Source organism: Streptomyces sp. NPDC038280 (assembly GCF_055600045.1).
Map to the genome: position 1 here is coordinate 300058 of NZ_JBVJYZ010000002.1, position 20269 is coordinate 320326.

At 71.7% G+C, this 20269-nt stretch carries 19 protein-coding genes; 14 read left to right on the forward strand and 5 right to left on the reverse strand.

Translation table 11 applies throughout. The features are described 5' to 3' along the window. Positions 1 to 17: 17 nt before the first annotated feature. Positions 18 to 443: an aggregation-promoting factor C-terminal-like domain-containing protein gene (locus ACZ7J0_RS06470; RefSeq protein ID WP_470884598.1), complete on the forward strand. Its 426-nt coding sequence runs from the start codon at positions 18 to 20 to the stop codon at positions 441 to 443. A gap of 108 nt (positions 444 to 551) precedes the next feature. On the opposite strand, the gene ACZ7J0_RS06475 is transcribed toward ACZ7J0_RS06470, so the two are convergent. Beyond that, positions 552 to 1721 (reverse strand): steroid 3-ketoacyl-CoA thiolase, encoded by a 1170-nt coding sequence (locus tag ACZ7J0_RS06475; RefSeq protein ID WP_469118330.1) that lies wholly within the window; start codon positions 1719 to 1721, stop codon positions 552 to 554. Between the two features lie 268 nt (positions 1722 to 1989). Between ACZ7J0_RS06475 and ACZ7J0_RS06480 the strand changes: the two genes are divergently transcribed. The 5 genes from ACZ7J0_RS06480 (at position 1990) to ACZ7J0_RS06500 (ending at position 6020) form a co-directional block, all read left to right on the forward strand. Then, entirely contained in the window at positions 1990 to 3237 is a 1248-nt protein-coding gene (locus ACZ7J0_RS06480; RefSeq protein WP_470884600.1) for a cytochrome P450, read from the forward strand. Positions 3238 to 3392: 155 nt separating this feature from the next. Beyond that, positions 3393 to 4481: a DUF2330 domain-containing protein gene (locus ACZ7J0_RS06485; protein ID WP_470885157.1), complete on the forward strand. Its 1089-nt coding sequence runs from the start codon at positions 3393 to 3395 to the stop codon at positions 4479 to 4481. Then, positions 4478 to 5161 (forward strand): O-methyltransferase, encoded by a 684-nt coding sequence (locus ACZ7J0_RS06490; protein ID WP_470884602.1) that lies wholly within the window; start codon positions 4478 to 4480, stop codon positions 5159 to 5161. Before ACZ7J0_RS06485 ends, ACZ7J0_RS06490 begins: the two co-directional genes overlap by 4 nt. Before the next feature lie 17 nt (positions 5162 to 5178). Beyond that, complete coding sequence (locus ACZ7J0_RS06495) at positions 5179 to 5529, forward strand: antibiotic biosynthesis monooxygenase family protein (protein WP_470884604.1); 351 nt, start codon at positions 5179 to 5181, stop codon at positions 5527 to 5529. Then, positions 5526 to 6020 carry a GNAT family N-acetyltransferase gene (locus ACZ7J0_RS06500; protein WP_470884605.1) on the forward strand — a complete coding sequence of 165 codons (495 nt, stop codon included), beginning with the start codon at positions 5526 to 5528 and terminating at the stop codon, positions 6018 to 6020. Before ACZ7J0_RS06495 ends, ACZ7J0_RS06500 begins: the two co-directional genes overlap by 4 nt. 99 nt (positions 6021 to 6119) lie before the next feature. Here ACZ7J0_RS06500 and ACZ7J0_RS06505 read toward each other — a convergent pair whose 3' ends face one another. Continuing rightward, positions 6120 to 8168 (reverse strand): MDR family MFS transporter, encoded by a 2049-nt coding sequence (locus ACZ7J0_RS06505; protein WP_470884606.1) that lies wholly within the window; start codon positions 8166 to 8168, stop codon positions 6120 to 6122. A gap of 651 nt (positions 8169 to 8819) precedes the next feature. On the opposite strand from ACZ7J0_RS06505, the gene ACZ7J0_RS06510 reads away from it, so the two are divergent. Beyond that, positions 8820 to 9494, forward strand: a complete 675-nt coding sequence (locus ACZ7J0_RS06510) for a peptidoglycan-binding domain-containing protein (RefSeq protein WP_470884607.1) — start codon at positions 8820 to 8822, stop codon at positions 9492 to 9494. A 127-nt stretch (positions 9495 to 9621) separates the two neighbouring features. Then, positions 9622 to 10320 (forward strand): HAD family hydrolase, encoded by a 699-nt coding sequence (locus ACZ7J0_RS06515; protein WP_470884608.1) that lies wholly within the window; start codon positions 9622 to 9624, stop codon positions 10318 to 10320. A gap of 69 nt (positions 10321 to 10389) precedes the next feature. Here ACZ7J0_RS06515 and ACZ7J0_RS06520 read toward each other — a convergent pair whose 3' ends face one another. Continuing rightward, the gene (locus tag ACZ7J0_RS06520) at positions 10390 to 10974 is read right to left on the reverse strand and encodes a TMEM165/GDT1 family protein (RefSeq protein ID WP_470884609.1); all 585 of its coding nucleotides are present in this window, start codon (positions 10972 to 10974) and stop codon (positions 10390 to 10392) included. Positions 10975 to 11222: 248 nt separating this feature from the next. Further along, positions 11223 to 11966 carry an ABC transporter permease gene (locus tag ACZ7J0_RS06525; RefSeq protein ID WP_470884610.1) on the reverse strand — a complete coding sequence of 248 codons (744 nt, stop codon included), beginning with the start codon at positions 11964 to 11966 and terminating at the stop codon, positions 11223 to 11225. Positions 11967 to 12151: 185 nt separating this feature from the next. Between ACZ7J0_RS06525 and ACZ7J0_RS06530 the strand changes: the two genes are divergently transcribed. From ACZ7J0_RS06530 to ACZ7J0_RS06550, 5 genes are all read left to right on the forward strand, one after another. Continuing rightward, positions 12152 to 12796 (forward strand): HNH endonuclease family protein, encoded by a 645-nt coding sequence (locus ACZ7J0_RS06530; protein ID WP_470884611.1) that lies wholly within the window; start codon positions 12152 to 12154, stop codon positions 12794 to 12796. A 150-nt stretch (positions 12797 to 12946) separates the two neighbouring features. Next, positions 12947 to 14695 carry an alkaline phosphatase D family protein gene (locus ACZ7J0_RS06535; protein ID WP_470884612.1) on the forward strand — a complete coding sequence of 583 codons (1749 nt, stop codon included), beginning with the start codon at positions 12947 to 12949 and terminating at the stop codon, positions 14693 to 14695. A gap of 93 nt (positions 14696 to 14788) precedes the next feature. Next, positions 14789 to 16882, forward strand: a complete 2094-nt coding sequence (locus ACZ7J0_RS06540; RefSeq protein ID WP_470884613.1) for an FAD/NAD(P)-binding protein — start codon at positions 14789 to 14791, stop codon at positions 16880 to 16882. A 61-nt stretch (positions 16883 to 16943) separates the two neighbouring features. Then, the gene (locus ACZ7J0_RS06545; protein ID WP_470884614.1) at positions 16944 to 17411 is read left to right on the forward strand and encodes a DoxX family protein; all 468 of its coding nucleotides are present in this window, start codon (positions 16944 to 16946) and stop codon (positions 17409 to 17411) included. Between the two features lie 115 nt (positions 17412 to 17526). After that, on the forward strand, positions 17527 to 18141 hold the full coding sequence (locus tag ACZ7J0_RS06550; protein WP_470884615.1) for a DedA family protein: 615 nt from the start codon (positions 17527 to 17529) through the stop codon (positions 18139 to 18141). Here ACZ7J0_RS06550 and ACZ7J0_RS06555 read toward each other — a convergent pair. Continuing rightward, complete coding sequence (locus ACZ7J0_RS06555) at positions 18101 to 18349, reverse strand: DUF2277 domain-containing protein (RefSeq protein ID WP_469118345.1); 249 nt, start codon at positions 18347 to 18349, stop codon at positions 18101 to 18103. The two genes, ACZ7J0_RS06550 and ACZ7J0_RS06555, sit on opposite strands and share 41 nt — an antisense overlap. A gap of 237 nt (positions 18350 to 18586) precedes the next feature. On the opposite strand from ACZ7J0_RS06555, the gene ACZ7J0_RS06560 reads away from it, so the two are divergent. Beyond that, positions 18587 to 19918, forward strand: coding sequence for a DUF1254 domain-containing protein (locus ACZ7J0_RS06560; protein WP_470884616.1), 1332 nt, complete (start codon positions 18587 to 18589; stop codon positions 19916 to 19918). Positions 19919 to 20269 lie beyond the last annotated feature (351 nt).

The following is a 20269-nucleotide window of genomic DNA, read 5'->3' on the forward strand; positions in this document are numbered from 1 at the left end:
TTGCCTGGTGACGTCCCATGTCCCCGACGTTAGGTCGATCTGTGTTCCGCTCGCTCGTCGCTCGTGTCTCCACCCGCCAGAAGTCCGTCGCCGCCACCGCAGTCGTCCTGCTGGGTGCTTCGGGAGCGGTGCTCGGCACGACTGCGCCGGCTTCGGCCGCGACTCCTCAGGAGATCGCCCGGAAGATCGTTCCGGCGGACCAGTTCGACTCGTTCAACAGGATCGTCGAGCACGAGTCCGGCTGGAAGCACACCGCCACCAACGCGTCCAGCGGCGCCTACGGCCTGGTGCAGGCCCTGCCCGGCTCCAAGATGGCTACGGCGGGCAAGGACTGGAAGACCAACCCGGCCACCCAGATCAAGTGGGGCCTGAAGTACATGAACGAGCGTTACGGCGGCCCGAACGGCGCGTGGAACTTCTGGAAGTCCCACGGCTGGTACTGAGCCCGCCGAGCCGGCCGAACAGCCGCCAACGCGCTTCGGGGCCCCGGTGGGCGACCCTCCCAGGTCGCCCACCGGGGCCCTTCGCGTTCCGCTTGCCCCGGCCGCCGCCTACAGCCGCTGGATGATCGTGCCGGTCGCCAGCGCCCCGCCCGCGCACATGGTGATCAGGGCGAACTCCTTGTCCCGTCGCTCCAGTTCGTGCAGGGCGGTGGTGATGAGCCGCGCCCCCGTGGCACCCACCGGGTGCCCGAGCGCGATCGCGCCCCCGTTCACATTGACCTTCTCCAGGTCCTGGTCGAAGACCTGCGCCCAGCTCAGCACGACGGACGCGAACGCCTCGTTGATCTCGACCAGATCGATGTCCTTCAGGGACATCCCCGCCTTGCCGAGGACCGCGCGGGTCGCGTCGATGGGCCCGTCGAGGTGGAAGTGCGGGTCGGATCCGACCAGGGCCTGGGCGACGATCCGGGCACGCGGCTTGAGTTTCAGGGCGCGGGCCATCCGCTTGGACGCCCACATGATGGCGGCGGCGCCGTCGGAGATCTGGGAGGAGTTTCCGGCGGTGTGCACGGCGGTCGGCATGACGGGCTTGAGCCGGGCCAGGGCCTCCATGCTGGTGTCCCGGAGCCCCTCGTCGCGGTCGACGAGCCGCCACATGCCCTGCCCGGCCGCCTGTTCCTCCTCGGTGGTGGGCACCTGCACCGCGAAGGTCTCCCGCTTGAAGCGCTCCTCGGCCCAGGCGACGGCGGCCCGCTCCTGGGACAGCAGGCCGAGCGAGTCGACGCGTTCACGGGTCAGGCCGCGGTGGCGGGCGATGCGCTCGGCCGCCTCGAACTGGTTGGGCAGGTCGACGTTCCACTCGTCGGGCCAGGGCTTTCCGGGCCCGTGCTTGGAGCCGCTGCCCAGCGGTACGCGGGACATGGCCTCGACGCCGCAGCTGATGCCGATGTCGATGACTCCGCCGGAGATCATGTTGGCGACCATGTGACTCGCCTGCTGCGAGGAGCCACACTGGCAGTCCACGGTGGTGGCGGCCGTTTCGTACGGCAGGCCCATCGCCAGCCAGGCGTTGCGCGCCGGGTTCATGGACTGCTCGCCGGCGTGGGTGACGGTGCCGCCGACGATCTGTTCGACGCAGTCGGCGTGGATGCCGGTGCGGCCGAGGAGTTCACGGTAGGTCTCACCCAGCAGATAGGCGGGGTGAAGATTGGCGAGCGCACCTCCGCGCCTGCCAATGGGGGTGCGTACGGCTTCGACGATGACGGGTTCCGCGGCCATGAGCTCGTCCTCTCCTCGCACATCGGCCAGGTGTCCCGGCACCCGGCGACGACTGTGTCCTTTCGGGAGCGACCCCGAACCCCCGAAGTAGTACGCGTTCTAGTTCTGAGTGCAGTCTTATGAGTGCTACCCCCGGTACGCAAGGGTTGTGCACGCCTCCTGACCGGATCCCGCGCGCAACAGTTCCGCCCGCACCCCTTGCCACTTATAGAACTCGTTACTACCTTCACGGCACTATCTGATGGGCCGTCAGACAATGGAGTTGCCGATGCCCTGCCCCGCGCTCCCCGAAGGGTTCGACTTCACCGATCCCGATCTGCTCCAGAGCCGCGTCCCCTTCCCGGAGTTCGCCCAGCTGCGGCAGACCGCGCCGGTGTGGTGGTGCGCCCAGCCGCGCGGCATCACCGGCTTCGACGACGAGGGCTACTGGGCCGTCACGCGCCACGCGGACGTCAAGTACGTCTCCACCCACCCGGAGCTCTACTCCTCCACCGCGAACACGGCGGTCATCCGCTTCAACGAGCACATCACCCGCGACCAGATCGACGTCCAGAAGCTGATCATGCTGAACATGGACCCGCCCGAGCACACCCGGGTGCGCCAGATCGTCCAGCGCGGCTTCACCCCCCGGGCCATTCGGAGCCTGGAAACCGCCCTGCGCGAGCGCGCCGCCAAGATCGTCGCCGAGGCGAAGAAGAGCGCCGACGGCACCGGCGGATTCGACTTCGTCACCAACATCGCCGTCGAACTGCCCCTCCAGGCCATCGCCGAGCTCATCGGCGTCCCCCAGGAGGACCGGTCGCGGATCTTCGAGTGGTCGAACAAGATGATCGCGTACGACGACCCCGAGTACGCGATCACCGAAGAGGTCGGCGCCGAGGCCGCGATGGAGCTCATCGGCTACTCGATGAACATGGCCGCCGCCCGCAAGGAGTGCCCCGCCAAGGACATCGTGTCCCAGCTCGTCGCGGCGGAGGGCGAAGGCAACCTGTCCTCCGACGAGTTCGGCTTCTTCGTCCTGCTCCTGGCCGTCGCGGGCAACGAGACCACCCGTAACGCCATCAGCCACGGCATGCACGCCTTCCTCACCCACCCCGACCAGTGGGAGCTCTACAAGCGCGAGCGGCCCGCCACCACCGCCGAGGAGATCGTCCGCTGGGCCACGCCCGTGGTGTCCTTCCAGCGCACGGCGACCCAGGACACCGAACTGGGCGGCCAGAAGATCAAGAAGGGTGACCGGGTGGGGCTGTTCTACTCCTCGGCCAACAACGACCCCGACGTCTTCGACCGCCCCGAGGACTTCGACATCACCCGCGACCCCAACCCGCACCTGGGCTTCGGCGGCGGAGGCCCGCACTTCTGCCTCGGCAAGTCCCTCGCCATCCAGGAGATCGACCTGATCTTCAACGCCCTCGCCGACGCCCTGCCCGGCCTGAAGCCCGCCGGCGACCCGCGCCGGCTGCGCGCGGCCTGGCTCAACGGCATCAAGGAACTCCAGGTGCGGGTGGGCGACTGAGCGGAACCCCCGACAGGGCGATCCGCCCTCACGACGTGGGAGGCGGGGGCAACTCCCCCTACGCCCCGCCCTCGCCTCCCCGACAGGCACTCCGGTGGCCGGACGGCTCCCGAAGAGGCCGGAACCGGATCTTCCCCTCCGTCGTCTGAATGCTCATGCGGGGGAAACGAAGAATATTGACACTGCTGTTCGCGCTGCTCGCGATGCAGCTCGGGTCGCTGATCAGCCCGGCGTACGCCTGCGGCTGCGGGGCCATGGTCCCCGACCGTATGTCCCGGATCGGCGTCGACCGGGAGACGTCCATCGTGCACTGGGACGGGCGTACGGAACAGATCGTGATGCGCTTCACCGTCGTGGGCGACGCGCCCCGGGCCGCCTGGGTCATGCCCGTACCCACCCGGGCGACGGTCGAGCAGGCCGACGGCGGCATGTTCGAGGACCTGACCTGGCTCACCCAGCCCGAGGAGAAGACCCGGCACTACTTCTGGCCGCGCAGTCGCGACTGGCCCTTCAACGGCGAGACCACGGACGGCGCGGGCGCCGCGCCGCCCACCGCGAGCGCGCCGCCGGTCGGCGTCGTCGGCCGGGAACAGCTCGGTGACTTTGATGTCGCCCGCCTCACCGCGACCGACCCGGACGCCCTGCGCGACTGGCTGGAAGACAACGGCTTCCAGCTGCCCGACCGGCTCGCCACCGAGCTGAAGCCGTATGTCGAGCAGAAGTGGGAGTACGTCGCCGTGCGCCTTGCCCCCAAGGAGAAGGGCACGGTGCTGCGGGGCACCCTGGATCCGCTGAAGATCCGTTTCGCCAGCGAGCGGCTCGTCTATCCGATGCGGTTGTCACGCCTGGCGAAGACGCCCCAGTCGCTGGGTCTGTACGTCCTCGCGGACCACCGCATGGAGCCGCGCACGGCCATCGGCGGCGAGCCGCCCGAGGTGATCTTCGCCGGGACGGTCGACACGAAGGGTTCGCTCGCCGAACTGACCGGCGGCAAGCCGGTCTTCCTGACCGCCATCGATCAGCGGTTCCCGGTACCGGGCCGGATCGACGGTGACCACGAGCTGCGGCCGACGGCGGCCGACACCCCCTACCGACAGGCCGTCTACCACGACCGGCTGCTGACCGTGGGCGACGACATCCCGGTCTGGCTGCTGACCGTCACGGGCGTCCTGGTGGCGGTGGGCGGGGCGGCCGTGGCGCTGCGGCTGCGACACCGGCGCTCCGGTGTACGTTCGCCGGCATGACTCAGGAAGACACCGCACAGGAGCGATGGACCGCCGTCGACGCCTATCTCGCCGGTCTCCTCGCCCCGCACGACGACGCCCTGGCCGCGGCGCTCACCGAGAGCGACGCGGCCGGGCTTCCGGCCATCAACGTGGCACCGAACCAGGGCAAGTTGCTGCATCTGCTCGCCCGTATCCAGGGCGCGCGCTCGATCCTGGAGATCGGCACGCTCGGCGGTTACAGCACGATCTGGCTGGCCCGGGCGCTCCCGCCGGACGGCCGTCTGATCTCCCTCGAGCACAACCAGCGCCACGCCGATGTCGCCCGCGCCAACCTGGCCCGCGCGGGCCTCGACACGATCGTCGAGGTCCGGACCGGAGCGGCCCTGGAATCCCTGGACCGGCTCGTCACGGAGAGCGCGGGCCCCTTCGACCTCGTCTTCATCGACGCCGACAAGCCCAACAACCCGCGGTACGTGGAGTGGTCGCTGAAGCTCACCCGGCCGGGCAGCGTGATCGTCGTCGACAACGTCGTACGCGGCGGAGCGGTCGTCGACGCGGGCGGCGAGGACCCGTCGGTCAGGGGTACACGGGAGATGTTCGACCTCGTCGCGCGCGAACCGCGCCTGGACGCGACGGCGCTCCAGACGGTCGGGGTGAAGGGCCACGACGGCCTGCTGATCGCCCGGGTCGTCGCCTGAACTCCTATCCTGCCCTCATGAGCATCGTGAAGATCAATGTCCTGACCGTGCCGGACGAGCAGCGCGAGGTGCTGGAGCAGCGGTTCGCCGCACGGGCGGGGGCGGTGGAGGGCTCCGACGGGTTCGAGTGGTTCGAGCTGCTGCGGCCCGTCGAGGGGACCGACCAGTACCTCGTGTACACGCGCTGGCGCAGCGAGGAGGACTTCCAGAAGTGGATGGAAGGCCCCATGAAGGCGGCGCACCAGGGCGGCGGCGCCGGACAGGCCTCGGGAGCCGGGCAGGGTGAGGGCGGCGGGCGTCCGAAGCCCGCGGCGTCGGGGTCCACGCTGTGGTCCTTCGAGGTCGTGCAGCAGGCGGCGCCCAAGTGATCGCCGGCGGCGCCGGGGGCTGGTCCCTGGGGCCCGAGCCCTTCGACTCCGCCGACTCCACCGCGCTGCGACGCGACTACTACGGCGAGGTCGCGGGCCGCTACTGGAAGCGCCCCGCCACGGAGGCGGAGATCGACGAGGGCCTTGCCGACGACGGGGTCGACCAATTGACCCCGCCCACCGGCCAGTTCCTCGTCGGTCGGCGCGACGGCGGCCCGGTGGCCTGCGGCGGTGTGCTGATGCTGGACGCCGAACGCGCCGAACTGACCCGGGTCTACATACGGCCCCGCTTCCGCGGCTCCGGCGGCTCCGGGCTCCTGATGCGGGGACTGGAGGACGCGGCGCGGCGCCTGGGCGCCCGCCGGATGGTCCTCAACACCCGCCTGGACCTCATCGAGGCGCGGTCGCTGTACACCCGTCATGGCTACGCGGAGGTCCCGGCGTACTGCCGAGGCCCGTACATGGACATCTGGTACGGCAAGGAGCTCTAGGGTCTGCCGGGCCCCGAGCCGGCACCACGCCCGTTCAGGGGCGCCGGGGGCCGGGAGCCGCGCTCGTGCGGAGGCGCCGGGGCAGGAGCCGCGCGGTCCTCAGCGGTGGTGGTCGCGGGGCGGCGGCGGGGTGTGCGGCCGGTCGTCGTCGGAGCCGCCCAGTTCCGCCGTCAGCTCCTCGACCAGCTGCACCAGGTCCGTCGGCCGCTCCGGCCCCCACCAGTCGCCGAGCAGCTCGGCCAGCGACTCCTCACGCGCCTTCGCCAGCTTGGCCGCCACCTCCACGCCCTGGTCGGTGAGCATCAGTTGGATCCCCTCCCGCCGGGCCAGGCGCCGCTCCTCGAGCTGCCGTGAGGCCTCGGTGATCGCACGCAGCGGTACGGGGGTGACATCGGCCAGCCGGGCGGGCTCGACCGTGCCGTGGCGCTTGATCCGCAGCAGCAGCCAGCTGGCGGCGGGCAGCATGTCGAGTCCGGCCTTCGTGGTGATCCGCTCGTAGATCGCCTTGCGGCCCTCCCGGGACCCCAGTACCGACAGGGCCCGCGCGCACTCGTCGTACGAGGAGCGTTCGACCGGGTTGGAGGCGAGTGTCTGGCTGGGGTCGGGGGCGGTGACCGAGCCGCGCAGCTTGTCCTCCTTGAGGAACCAGGCGATCGCGAAGGCGACGACGACGACCGGCGCCGCGTACACGAAGACATCGGTGATCGAGGTCGCGTACGCGTGCAGGACCGAGGGGCGCAGCGTGGGTGGCAGCGCGGCGATCGAGCGCGGGTCGGCGGCGAGCCGGTCGGGGCCGACGCCGGGCGGGAGATCCTGGCCCGCGAGCGCGTCGGTCAGTTTGTCGGTGAGCCGGTTGGTGAAGACGGTGCCGAAGATGGCGACGCCGAACGACGCCCCGATGGACCGGAAGAACGTCGCCCCGGAGGTGGCGACGCCGAGGTCCTGGTATGAGACGGCGTTCTGCACGACCAGCACGAGTACCTGCATGACCAGGCCGAGTCCGGCGCCGAAGACGAAGAAGTAGGTGCTCATCTCCCAGGTGGAGCTGGTCTCCTTCAACTCGCCGAGCAGACCGAGGCCGAGGGCGGTGACGGCGGTGCCGGCGATCGGGAAGACCTTCCAGCGGCCGGTGCGGGAGACGATCTGGCCCGACGCGGTGGAGGTGAGCAGCATCCCGAGCACCATCGGCAGCATGTGCACGCCGGACATGGTCGGGGTGACGCCCTGGACGACCTGGAGGAACGTCGGCAGATAGGTCATCGCGCCGAACATCGCGAAGCCGACGATGAAGCTGATGACGGAGACGAGCGTGAAGGTCCGGATCCGGAACAGCTTCAGGGGCAGTACGGGTTCGGCGGCCCGTCGCTCCACGAACACGAACCAGACCAGGAGTACGGCTCCGAGTACCGCGAGCGAGATGATCTGCGCCGAACCCCAGGCCCAGGTGGTGCCGCCGAGGGAGGCGACGAGGATCAGGCATGTGGCGACCGACGCGATGAGGAAGGTGCCCAGGTAGTCGATGGTGTGCCGGGTGCCCTTCGCCGGGAGGTGCAGCACGGCGGCGATGACGAAGAGCGCGACGACTCCGATGGGCAGGTTGATGTAGAAGACCCAGCGCCAGGAGAGGTGTTCGGTGAACAGGCCGCCGAGGAGCGGCCCGAGGACACTGGTGGCGCCGAACACGGCGCCGAAGAGGCCCTGGTACTTGCCGCGTTCCCGGGGCGGGACGATGTCGCCGACGATCGCCATCGACAGGACCATGAGACCGCCGCCGCCCAGGCCCTGGAGCGCGCGGAAGGCGATCAGCTGCGGCATGTTCTGGGCGATGCCGCAGAGCGCCGAGCCGATGAGGAAGATGACGATCGCGGCCTGGAACAGCTTCTTGCGTCCGTACTGGTCGCCGAGCTTGCCCCACAGGGGTGTCGCGGCGGTCGAGGCGAGCAGATAGGCGGTGACCACCCACGACAGATGGTCCATGCCGCCGAGTTCGCTGACGATGGTCGGCAGCGCGGTGGAGACGATGGTCTGGTCGAGCGCGGCGAGCAGCATGCCCAGCAGAAGCGCCCCGATGGCGATCAGGACGGTGCGGTGACTCTGCCCCTCGCCGGGCCCCGAATGGGCGGCCGGGGTGCGTACTTCCTGGGCCATGAACATCCCCTTCGCTGCGCTCCACCCTCCGTCTCACCCTCCATCGTGAGGTTTATGCGCGGTTATGGCCTGCCGAGGGGTGGAGCGGCCTGGGGCGCGGAGCGCGGGGGCTGCATAATCGCTCGCAGTTCAAGGGGAGGGAACACTGTGACCGGACACGTCTGTCCCGCATGCGGCGCGCCGCCGAGCCCGGACGGCAGGCCGGGGCCCGGCTGCGGCTGCGCCCCGGCCGCCGCGACGGCGGAGGCGGAGGACTTCAATCCGCTGCGGATACGGCCGTACGTGAACTTCGGTGCTCCGCCGGTTCCGGGTGGAACGCGGGCGTCCGACGGTGACGGCCCGTCGACCGTACGGCTGCCGACGACACACGGCGCGACGGGGGCCCAGGGCGTATCGGCGGGAGCGTGGGCGGGATATCCGCCTCCCGTCGGGACCGGCGGCGTGCCGACCGGGGCGTGGACGGGCGGTCCGCCTCCCGTCGCGGACGGCGGTGTACCGGCCGGGGCGTGGACAGGCGGTCCGCCTCCCGTCGCGGACGGCGGCGTACCGGCCGGGGCGTGGACAGGCGGTCCGCCTCCCGTCGCGGACGGCGGCGTGCCGGCCGGGGCGTGGACAGGCGGTCCGCCTCCCGTCGCGCCCGCGGAGGAGACGATGCCTCTGTTCCTCGGCGACGCGATCCACGACCTGACGCCGGACTCCCGGGAGGAGGCGCCCCGGCGGCGCGGCCCGCTGGCCGTCGTCGCGGCGGCCGGAGTCGCGGTCGCGGCGGTCTGCGCGGCGGCCTTCGCGGGGGGCCTGTTCGACAACGACGACGACGAGAACCTGCGCGTGCTTCCGACGGTCTCCGAGAGCGCCGCCCTGGTGTCCGAGGCGCCGACGCCGTCCGGGTCGCTCCGGGCCACTCGTTCGGCATCGGTGTCGGCGTCCGCCTCGGCCGCGACGTCGGCCTCCGCGCCGCCGACCCGTTCCGCGCCGAGCGCCTCCGCGTCGGCGGCCGGACGGTCCGCGCGGTCGGCGGCCGCCCCGACCCGTACGGAGTCGGCGACGGGCGTGATCTCGCGTCCGCCGGCCACGCCGGTGGCGGACGGCACGCTCCAGCGGGGTGACAGCGGCCCGGAGGTGGTCGAGCTCCAGCACCGGCTGGCGGAACTGGGTCTGTACAGCGGCCCGGCCAACGGCAAGTACAACGACAAGGTCGAGCAGGGCGTCGCCGTCTACCAGTCCTACCAGAGCATCGAGGGCGATCCGGAGGGCGTCTACGGACCCGATACGCGGCGGGCACTGGAGGCGGAGACGGACGGCGGCGGGGACAGACGCGGGAGGTGACCGACCCCCGGGTTGGTATCCGGCGCCCTCGTTTTGTATCGTAGAGAAACAAAGTGGCCCCGCCCGTATTCCCTGACCGGCGGGCGGGGCCACTCTGTTCCTGCTCCCGCGCCTTGGAGACCCGCCGATGCCGGCCACCCCTTCCGCCGCCAGCCCCGCCCCCGACGCCGCCCCTGCCGTCCTGACCGCCAAGGCCTTTCTGCTCGACATGGACGGCACGCTCGTCAATTCCGACGCGGTGGTGGAGCGCTGCTGGCGCCGGTGGGCGGAGCGGCACGGGCTGGACCCCGAGGAGGCCCTCAAGGTGGTCCACGGCCGCCAGGGCTACGCCACGATGGCCGTCCTCCTGCCGGAGCGCCCGATGGAGGAGAACTACGCGGACAACCGGGTGATGCTCGCCGAGGAGACCGCCGACCTCGACGGCGTGGTCCCGGTGCCCGGGGCCCCCGGCTTCCTCGCCGCGATAGCCGGGCTGCCGCACGCCCTGGTCACCTCGGCGGACGAGGCCCTCGCCCAGGCGCGGATGGGCGCCGCCGGACTGCCGATGCCGCGCACCAGGGTGACCGCGGAGCGCGTCGGCGCCAGCAAGCCGGACCCGGAGGGCTTTCTGAAGGGCGCGGCCGAGCTGGGCTTCGCCCCCGAGGACTGCCTGGTCTTCGAGGACTCCCAGGCGGGCATCGAGGCGGGCCGCGCCGCCGGCATGCGCGTCGTGGGCGTCGGCCCCCGCGCGGCGGCCTTCGGCCCGGACGTCCAGGTGGCGGACCTGACGGCCCTGCGGGTGGAGACGGCGGCCGACGGCACGTTCCGCCTCCACGTCACGGTGTAGTGCCACGCCCCACCCCCGCACGCGTCACGGGTCGGGGCGCGCACCACGTCACACGTCACGCCCCGCGCGTCACGGCGCAATCGCCTCGTAGAGGCTGAAGCCCGCCAGCGCGACCATCAGGCACGCCGCGACCTTGGTGATCAGCCGCAGCGGTACGTACTTCATCAGGGTGCGCCCGCCCAGGATGCCCAGACCCGCGACCGCCCAGAGCGCCAGAACCGCTCCGACGCCGACCGACAGCGGATTGTCGTAACGCGCGGCCAGGTTGGCCGTCATGATCTGCGTGAGGTCACCGAACTCCGCGACGAGGATCAGCATGAAGCCCGCGCCGGACACCTTCCAGAAGGACTGGTCGGCCGGGGTCCTCATCTCCTCGTCCTCGTCGTCGTTCCTCTTGAGCAGGAGCATCGCGGCGCCCGCGAGGAACAACACGCCCACGACCGCCTGCACGAGCCGGTGCGGCAGGAGGGTCAGGACGCTGCCCGCCGCGATGGCGAGGGCGACGTGGACGGCGAAGGCGGCGGCGACACCGACGAAGACGTACGAGGCGCGGTAGCGGGTGCCCAGCATGAGGCCGGCGAGCGCGGTCTTGTCGGGGAGTTCCGCGAGGAAGACGACGCCGAAGGTGATCGCCATGATCGTGAAGCTCAGCACGGAATGGATTCCTAAATCGGTCGGGCGCCGCCCTGCCGAGAGTCCTGAGCGTTTCAGGGGTCGCTTCGGCACGACAGCACCATGAAAGAACAGGCATGGATGCTGTGGCCGAAGGTCTCGCTGGCCGGTCCCTGACGGGTCCTGCCTCCGGGCGCCGGCTGAGACGCGCTCAGCAGTATGTCGACGGTCCGGCGAAGAGCTACTCCCCTTCTGCTCCGTACAGGGTACGTCACCCCTGCTCGGGCGGGTCAGGGCCGGACGTCCCGGTCGAGCCGCCCCCGGGCCACCAGCTCCAGTACGACGGCCACCGCCACGGCCTGGACCGCCATCAGCGCGACCAGGACGAACAGCTGCACCGCCCCGGCGAGCAGCGGTGACGAGCCGGCGAGCAACATGCCGACGAAGGCCCCCGGGAGGGTGACGAGACCCACGGTCCTGGTCTGGTCGAGGCCGGGCAGCAGCGCGTCGGAGGCGGCGGGCCGGGCGATCTCCAGCCGGGCGTCCCGGTCGAGGAGCCCGAGCGCGAGGCCCGCCTCGACCTCGCCGTGGCGGGTGGTCAGCTCGTCGAGCGCGCGCCTGCCGCCGAGGACCGTGGCGGTGAGAGCGCCGCCGATGAGGATGCCGGTGACCGGGATCAGCGCGATGCCCTTGACCGGGACGAGCCCGGTGAGCAGCAGCGCGGCGACGACCGGGACCACGCCGGCCGCGAGCGGCAGGGCGGCCCACCACCAGGTGGCGTTGGGGGTGATGCGGCGGCCGGCGGTCCGTACCGCGACGGCATACATCAGCAGCAGGAACGCGAGCAGCAGCGGTACGGATCGGACGACCCAGCCGATGAGCAGGGAGACGGCCACCAGCTGGACGGCGGCGCGCACCCCCGCGATGACGAGTTCGCGGGCCCGGCCCAGGTGAGCGAGGGCGGCCACGGTGGCGCCGGCGGCGAGAAGGACGGCGAGCACGGCGCCGAGGGTGGCGTTCACGGGCAGCAGCACGGCCCAACCCTATGGCGACGCAGATGAACTGTTGGTGTGTCAACCCCTTGATGTGACGTGCCCATGTCGCCACTCTGTTACCTGGCGCTCCCCTCACGGAAACCTCGCGCCGCCACGATGACCGAGCCGCCCAGCCACCCCGCCGGGCCGCACGGCCAAGGCCCCCCCACGACCAGGGAGTTCGTATGTCCGGTATCTACGCGCGTCGAATAGCAGTGCTCCTCGCCTCCGCCGCACTCACCGCAACCGGCCTGCTGGCCACCGCCCCGGCCGCCCAGGCGTCCCCGCCGACCCCCATCAGCGCCGCCACCGCCCGTACGTACCTCGGCCAGCTGACCGTGCGGGCGGAAGGTTCCTCCAGCGGTTACAGCCGTGACCTCTTCCCCCACTGGAGCACCCAGTCCGGAGCCTGCAACACCCGCGAGGTCGTCCTCAAGCGCGACGGCGTGAACGTCGTCCAGGACTCCAACTGTGCCGCCGTCAGCGGCAGCTGGTACTCCGAGTACGACGGCGCCACCTGGACGGCCGCCTCCGACCTCGACATCGACCATGTCGTCGCCCTCGCCGAGGCCTGGCGCTCCGGCGCCAACTCATGGACCACCTCCAAGCGCCAGCAGTTCGCCAACGACCTGACCCGCCCGCAGCTCATCGCGGTCACCGACGACGTCAACCAGGCCAAGAGCGACCTCGACCCGGCGGAGTGGATGCCGTCGCGCACCGCGTACCGCTGCACGTACGCCCGCATGTGGGTGCAGGTGAAGCAGTACTGGGCCCTGACGGTCGACCCGGCCGAGAAGAGCGCCCTGCAGTCCGTCCTCAACGGCTGCTGACACCGCCGGCGAGACACCCCCGCGGGCCCGGCTGCCGGCTTCCCCGTCGGCCCTGTCGCCGGCTCGGCCGCCGGCTCCGCCGCCAGTGGAACCCAGCCGGTCTCCTCCGTCGTTCCGTACCGTAGGTGCGGGGCGACGGAGGGGGCACTCATGGCAGCCGGGCTGCGGCTTGGACCACTGCTGAGGTACGTGGACTGGGAGACGGGGGACACCGCGACCATCTGGGTCGAGACCGACCGGCCCTGCACCACGGCGGTCCGGTGCGCGGACGGGGCGGGCGGTGAGGCCCGTACGTTCCAGATAGCGGGCCACCACTACGCGCTGATCACCGTGACCGGCCTGACTCCCGGCACGGCGACGGCGTACGAAGTCCGGCTCGACGGGCGCGCGGTGTGGCCGCTGCCCGACTCCCGCTTCCCGGCGAGCGTGATCCGCACCCCCGAAGTGCCCTCCGCCGGAGTCTCGGTCTCCTTCGGATCCTGCCGCTGGGCCGCGCCGCCCGCCGGCGAGAAGGACCCGGTCGGCCCCGACGCGCTGGACACGCTCGCGGCGAGGCTCGCCGCCGACCCGGACGCGCCCGGACCCGACGTTCTCCTTCTGCTGGGCGACCAGGTGTACGCGGACCAGACGTCCAAGGCCACCCGCCGCTGGCTCGCCGCCCGCCGCGATCTGCGCGAACCACCGGGCGCGGAGGTCGCGGACTACGAGGAGTACACCCGGCTCTACGACGAGTCCTGGCTGGACCCCGAGGTGCGGTGGCTGCTCTCGACCGTCCCCAGCTGCATGATCTTCGACGACCACGACGTCATCGACGACTGGAACACCAGCGCCTCCTGGGTCGCCGAGATGCGGGCCACCCCGTGGTGGCGGGAGCGGGTGGTCAGCGGCCTGATGTCGTACTGGGTCCACCAGCACCTGGGCAACCTCTCCCCGGCCGAACTGGAGACGGACGAACTGTTCGCGGCGGTGCGGGCCACACCCGACGGGACCGAGCAGCTGCGCCGGTTCGCCGCCGGGGCCGACGACGATCCGGCCGGGGTGCGGTGGAGTTACCGGCGGGACTTCGGCCGGACCCGGCTGCTGATGGTCGACACCCGCAGCGCGCGCGTACTGGACGAACGCCACCGCGCGATGCTCAACCCGGCCGAGGCCGACTGGCTGCGGGAGCAGGCGCTGGCCGGCCGGGGGACGTACGACCATCTCCTGATCGGCACCTCGCTGCCCTGGTTGCTGCCGCCGCTCATCCATGACGCGGAGGGCTGGAACGCGGCGCTCTGCCGGGGTGAGCGGGGCGCGCGCTGGGCACGCTTCGCCGAGGACCTGCGCCGGCGTTCGGACCTGGAGCACTGGGCGGCCTTCCCGTCCTCCTTCGAGGAGTTGACGGAGCTGATCCGGGAGGCGGGCAGCGGCCCGCACGCCCCGGCGACGGTATGCGTGCTCTCGGGCGATGTGCACCACGCGTATGTCGCCGAGCCCGAGTGGGCGTCCGGCGGGCCCGTGTCACGCGTGCTGCAACTGACCTGTTCGCCCGTGCACAACGCCATCCACCGGTCCGTCCAGCTCGGCTTCCGCTTCGGCTGGAGCGGGGCCGGACGACGGCTCGGGCACGCGCTGGCCGGGCACTGCGGGACGGACAAACCCTCGATCACCTGGGCGAAGACGGGCGGCCCCTGGTTCGCGAACCAGCTGATGTCCCTCGATCTGCGCGGGCGTTCGGCGGTGCTGCGGCTGGACCAGGCCCGCGCGGAGCGGGGCGGGACGCGCGCGGGCGATGCCGGCGCGCGGCTGGTCACGGTGGAGGAGCGGGCCCTCACGGAGGGCACGGGCGGAGCAACCGGCCCGGGCAGTGAGGCGGAAGGGGAAGCGGGGGCGCGTGAGGCATCCCGCAGCGGAGGTTGATCCTCCGCCAGGGGTTCGACTCCGGGCGCTCCAACGGCATGATGAGGCGGACGTTCCGCTTCCAGTAGCACCCATGCCCCGGGAGTCACCGCTTTGTCCGATGTACGCCCCCACGTATCCGACAGCGCCATCGCCCTGGTGGGCGCGGGCCCGCGCGGGACATCGGTCCTGGAGAGACTCTGCGCCTCCGCGCCCGAGCTGTCCCCGGACGCCCGGCTGACCGTCCATGTCGTCGACCCGGCACCGCCGGGCGCCGGTCAGGTCTGGCGTACCGACCAGTCCGGCGAACTGCTCATGAACACGGTGGCGTCACAGGTGACCGTGTACACCGATGACAGCGTGCGCTGCGAAGGGCCGGTGCGCCCGGGGCCGAGCCTGTACGAGTGGGCGGCAACCCGGGGCGAGGCCCTGGGCGAGGGCGATCGCGGCAACGGCGCGCATCAGGATGGCGCCCGACACGACGGCCGTCCGGGGGGTGAGGTCGGCCCCGAGGGCGATCCGGGCCGGAACGCGGGTCCCGACAGCGATCCGGACCGGGGCGCCGGCCCAGAGGGCGATCCGGACCGGGGCGTCGGCCCAGAGGGCGGGCTCGGTCCCGACGACTATCCGACCCGCGCCTGTTACGGCCGCTATCTGCGCTGGGCGTTCGAGCGGACCGTACGCCGTGCGCCGGACTCGGTGACCGTCCAGGTGCATCAAGCCCGTGCCGTACGCCTGGAGGACGGAGACGAGGGACTCCAGCGGCTCGTCCTCTCCGACGGAACGACCCTCTCCGACCTCGGCGCGGTGGTCCTCGCGCAGGGCCACCTCCCGGTGCTGCCGGGCCCGTCGGAGGCGCGGCTCACCGAGTACGCCGCGCGTCACGGCCTGCGCCACTTCCCGCCCGCCAACCCCGCCGACCTCGACCTCTCCGTCGTCGCACCGGGCGAACCGGTCCTGCTGCGCGGCCTCGGGCTCAACTTCTTCGACCACATGGCCCTGCTGACGGCAGGCCGGGGCGGGGTCTTCGCGCGAGCGGAGGACGGGCGGCTGGTCTACCGGCCGTCCGGCAGCGAGCCGCGGCTGTACGCGGGATCGCGTCGCGGTGTCCCGTACCAGGCGCGCGGCGACAACGAGAAGGGGCCGTCGGAGCGCCACGAGCCCCTGGTGCTGACGGACGACGTGATCGAGGTGTTCCGCGAACGCGCGGACGCCGGGGATCCGCCGGACTTCCTGCGGGAGATATGGCCGCTGGTGGCCAAAGAGGTCGAAACGGTCTTCTACGAGGCGAGGCTCCGCGGCGCGCCGGACTTCCGCCGGCGCTTCCTGAAGGCGCCGCACGGCAGCCCCGAAGAGGCCGCCGTACTGGACGACTTCGGCGTACCGGGCAAGGACCGCTGGTCATGGGACCGGATCTCCCGGCCCTACGCGGGCGAAACGTTCCACTCGCCCGCCCACCATCGCGCCCGCCTGCTGGCCCATCTGCGCCGGGACGCGACCGAGGCCGCGCGCGGCAATGTCACGGGGCCGGTCAAGGCGGCCCTCGACGTCCTGCGCGACATCCGCAACGAGCTGCGCCGGATCGTGGACCACGCCGGCCTCTCGGGCGTCTCCCGGCGCGACCAACTGGACCGCTGGTACACCCCGTTGAACGCGTTCCTCTCCATCGGTCCGCCGCGCCGCCGCACGCAGGAGATGACCGCCCTGATCGAGGCGGGAGTTCTCGAGGTGGTCGGTCCGCGACTGGAGGTGCGGCCGGAGGGCGGGGTGTTCCTGGCGCACTCCCCCGATGTGCCGGACTCGACGGTGGCCGTCACCACCCTCATAGAGGCCCGTCTGCCCGAGCCGGACCTGACCCGTACCGGTGACGAACTGCTCGCGCGGCTGCTGAGGGCGGGCCAGTGCCGCACCCACACCGTCGACGGGTACCCGACCGGTGGACTCGACGTCACCCCGCGCCCGTACCACCTGATCGACCACCAGGGCAGCCCCCACCTGCGGCGTTTCGCACTGGGAGTGCCCACCGAGGGCGTGCACTGGGTCACGGCGGCCGGTGCCCGGCCCGGTGTCGACTCGGTGATGCTCGCGGACGCCGACGCGGTCGCCCGTGCCGCGCTGCGCGTCACCCTCCGGCGCCCGGCCCCCGAACCGGGCCATACGGCGGAATCCACCCGCGCAGCGAATGTTGAACTTGCAAGTATTGATTAGGTCCGCCTAACCTGACGCCCTCGTCGGTTTTCGTCCCCACGACCGAGGGAGTCCTCCCCCCATGTCCACCCTGCCCCACCGTCTCCAGCAGGCTCAGCCGTACGCGCTCGGCCTCTTCCGCATCGTCGTCGGCCTGCTCTTCGCCTGCCACGGCGCCGCCTCCCTCTTCGGCGTCCTCGGCGGCGCGATGGGCGGCGGCACCATCGCCGCCGGCACCTGGCCCGGCTGGTACGCGGCGGTGATCCAGCTGGTCGCCGGCGCCCTGGTGCTGCTGGGCATCGGCACGCGTGCCGCGGCCTTCGCCGCGTCCGGCTCGATGGCGTACGCGTACTTCTACGTCCACCAGTCCGAGGCCCTCTTCCCGCTGCAGAACGGCGGCGAGGCCTCCGCCATGTTCTGCTGGGCGTTCCTGCTGCTGGTCTTCACGGGCCCGGGCGCGCTGGCGGCGGACCGGCTGTTCGGGGCGCGCGACGCCGACGAGCACGCCGAGGACCTGCGCGAGGAGCGGAAGTCCCCGGTCGCCGCGTAACCCACGCCACGAGGGCCCGGAACCGGCAGTGGCGGTTCCGGGCCCTGCTCCCTTCCCGGAAGATCGCCAGGCGTACGCTCTCTTGCTGTCAGGCGGTGCGTCACGGGGAGTCAAGGTGCTCGACAGCGTGGGGCCGCTGGTCGCAGGCCCATGGATCTATGCCGTGGTGGCCCTGTCGATCCTTCTCGACGTCTTCCTGCCGGTGCTGCCGAGCGGTGTCCTCGTGATCACGGCGGCGACCGCCGCGGCCGCCGGCGCCGAGGTGGCACAGGACGCCCCCTCCCTGCTGGTCCTCCTCCTCTGCGCGGCCACCGCCTCGGTCCTCGGCGACCTGGTGGCGTACCGGCTGGCCTGGCGCGGCGGAGCCCGCCTGGACCGTGCCATCGCCCGCTCGCGCCGTCTCACCACCGCGCAGGAACGTCTCGGCGCGGCGCTCGCCCGGGGCGGCGGAGCACTTGTGGTGATCGCCCGCTTCGCCCCGGCCGGCCGCTCGGTCGTCTCCCTGGGCGCGGGCGCGGCCCACCGCACGATCAAGGAGTTCCTGCCCTGGTCCGCGCTGGCGGGCGTGGCCTGGGCGGGCTACAGCGTGGGCCTTGGATACTTCGGCGGCCAGTGGCTGGGCGCGACATGGTTCGGCGCGGCGGTCTCCGTCCTCGCCCTCTTCCTGGCGGGAACGCTCGCCGCCTACCTCATGCGGCGTCCGGCTGCGGCTCCGGCTGCGGCGTCCTGACGCCTCGTACCTCTATCCCTTCGAGCAGCCTGCGGGTCGCTTCGGTGATCTCCTCCACGGCCTGCTCGAACACCTCCCTGTTGTGCGCGGCGGGCGCGCGGAAGCCGGAAACCTTGCGCACGTACTGCAGGGCCGCGGCGCGGAAGTCCTCCTCGGTGGCCTTCTCGGGCAGGGCGGGCGGGCGGAGAGTCTTGATGCTTCGGCACATGCCTCCAGTGTGGCGCGCACCACTGACATCCGGGGGTGGGCGCGACGCCCGGGCCCGGCGCCCGTCCGGGCGGACATCGGATGCGGCCCGCTCCCGTACGTGCGACGTTTGAGCGGGATGTCCCATGATCGCGGGTCGTGACCGGAGGTGCCGTGCGATGACGGATCGGACGCCCGCCGAGGCGCGCGGTACGGCGGTATCACCCGACGGCCGGTTCCCGAGCCTGGGGAGCGACCGGTGAACGAGCTCTCCGCCCTGGCGGCCGAGGCGTACGTGTACGGATATCCCCTGGTCAACGGCCTGGAGATGGTGGACGCGTTCAAGCACAAGGGCTTCGGAGCGCTCCCGCCCACCCCGTTCAACCGCTTCGCCCACGCCACCGATCTCGCCGGGCCGCGCGACCACCTCGTCTCCGTCAACAACGACACCCTGTACTCGATGGCCCAGCTCGACCTGTCGAGCGGTCCGGTCCGGCTGCACGTACCGGACACGGACGGCGCGTACTACGTCCTCCAGCTGGTGGACGCCTGGACCAACAACTTCGCCTACATCGGCACGCGGTCGACGGGGACCGCCGAGGGCGACTGGTTGATCGTGCCGCCTGGCTGGTCGGGCGCGGAGCCCGAGGGCGTACGCGGAGTGATCGACGCGCCGACGGCGGTGGTGTCGATCGTCGGCCGCAACGCCTGCTCCGGCCCGGCGGACCTGGCACGGGTGCGCGCGCTCCAGTCCGGCTTCACCCTGACGGCGGGCGCCACGACGGGCGAACTGCCCCTCCCGGACCCGGACGTCCCCGCCGACCTCCGCTTCTTCGAACAACTCCGCGTCTGGATGGCGGACTTCCCGCCCTCACCACCGGACCAGGAGTACCAGGAACGCTTCCAGCCCCTCGGGCTCCTCGAGGAGGGCCCTTCGCCGTACGTCTCCCCCGGCACCGCTCTCGTACGGGCCCTGACGGAGGGCCTCGCGGCCGGCCGGGCGCGCGTCGAGGCAGCGGCCAGACCACCCGAGGGGGACGAACGCCCGCCGGGCGAGTGGGAGATGAACCTTCACCTCTGCGACTACAACCTGGACCACTTCGGCGTCGGCACCCTCGACTCCTCCCTGTGGAAGGCCCCCGACCGCCCCTCCTCCTACCTGCTGCGAGCCGCGGCCGCCCGGGCGGCGCTCTGGGGCAACCACGGCTACGAGGCCGTCTACGCCCAGGTCTTCACGGACACCCACGGCCACCGACTCACCGGCGGGCGCTCCTACCGCCTGCGCTTCTCCCAGCCCCCACCGGCCGACGCCTTCTGGTCGCTGACGATGTACGACTCCCCCGACTACTACCTGGTGCCCAACCCGATCGACCGCTACTCCGTCGGCTCCCACACCCCGGGCCTCATCCCCGACCCGGACGGCGCCCTGACGATCACCCTCCAACACACCTCACCGTCCCACCCGACGGAAACGGCGAACTGGCTCCCGACCCCGAACGGCGCCTTCCGCCCGGTGCTGCGCCTCTACATCCCGGGGGACCCGATCCTGGAGGGCGCCTACCGCTTGCCGGGCATCGAACGACGCGCCTGACAATCGATGGAAGATCTCCGGCCCGAGGAAGCATTCCGGCGAGGGCGGGTCCGCGGGCTGGGGCTCGGTCATGGGTAGTGGCAGTGGGCCGGGTCGTTGCAAATGCAGCCGGTCGAGGGGATCGCCGGGTCGCGAGAATAGCCGGGGCAGTCGCACAGGAGGCACCGAAAGTCCCCGATTGGCGGGTCTTGGCCAGCATGTGCCAACCGTGCACGCGCGGTCTCCTGGACGCCCCGCAGCCGCTCGTTCAGCTCGGCGAAATCGGCCCGGTTCTGTTCGTAGGCCAGCTTCAACTCGTCTGAGGCTTCTCTCTGAAGGCTCATCATCCCTCCGGGCGAAGATCGAATGACG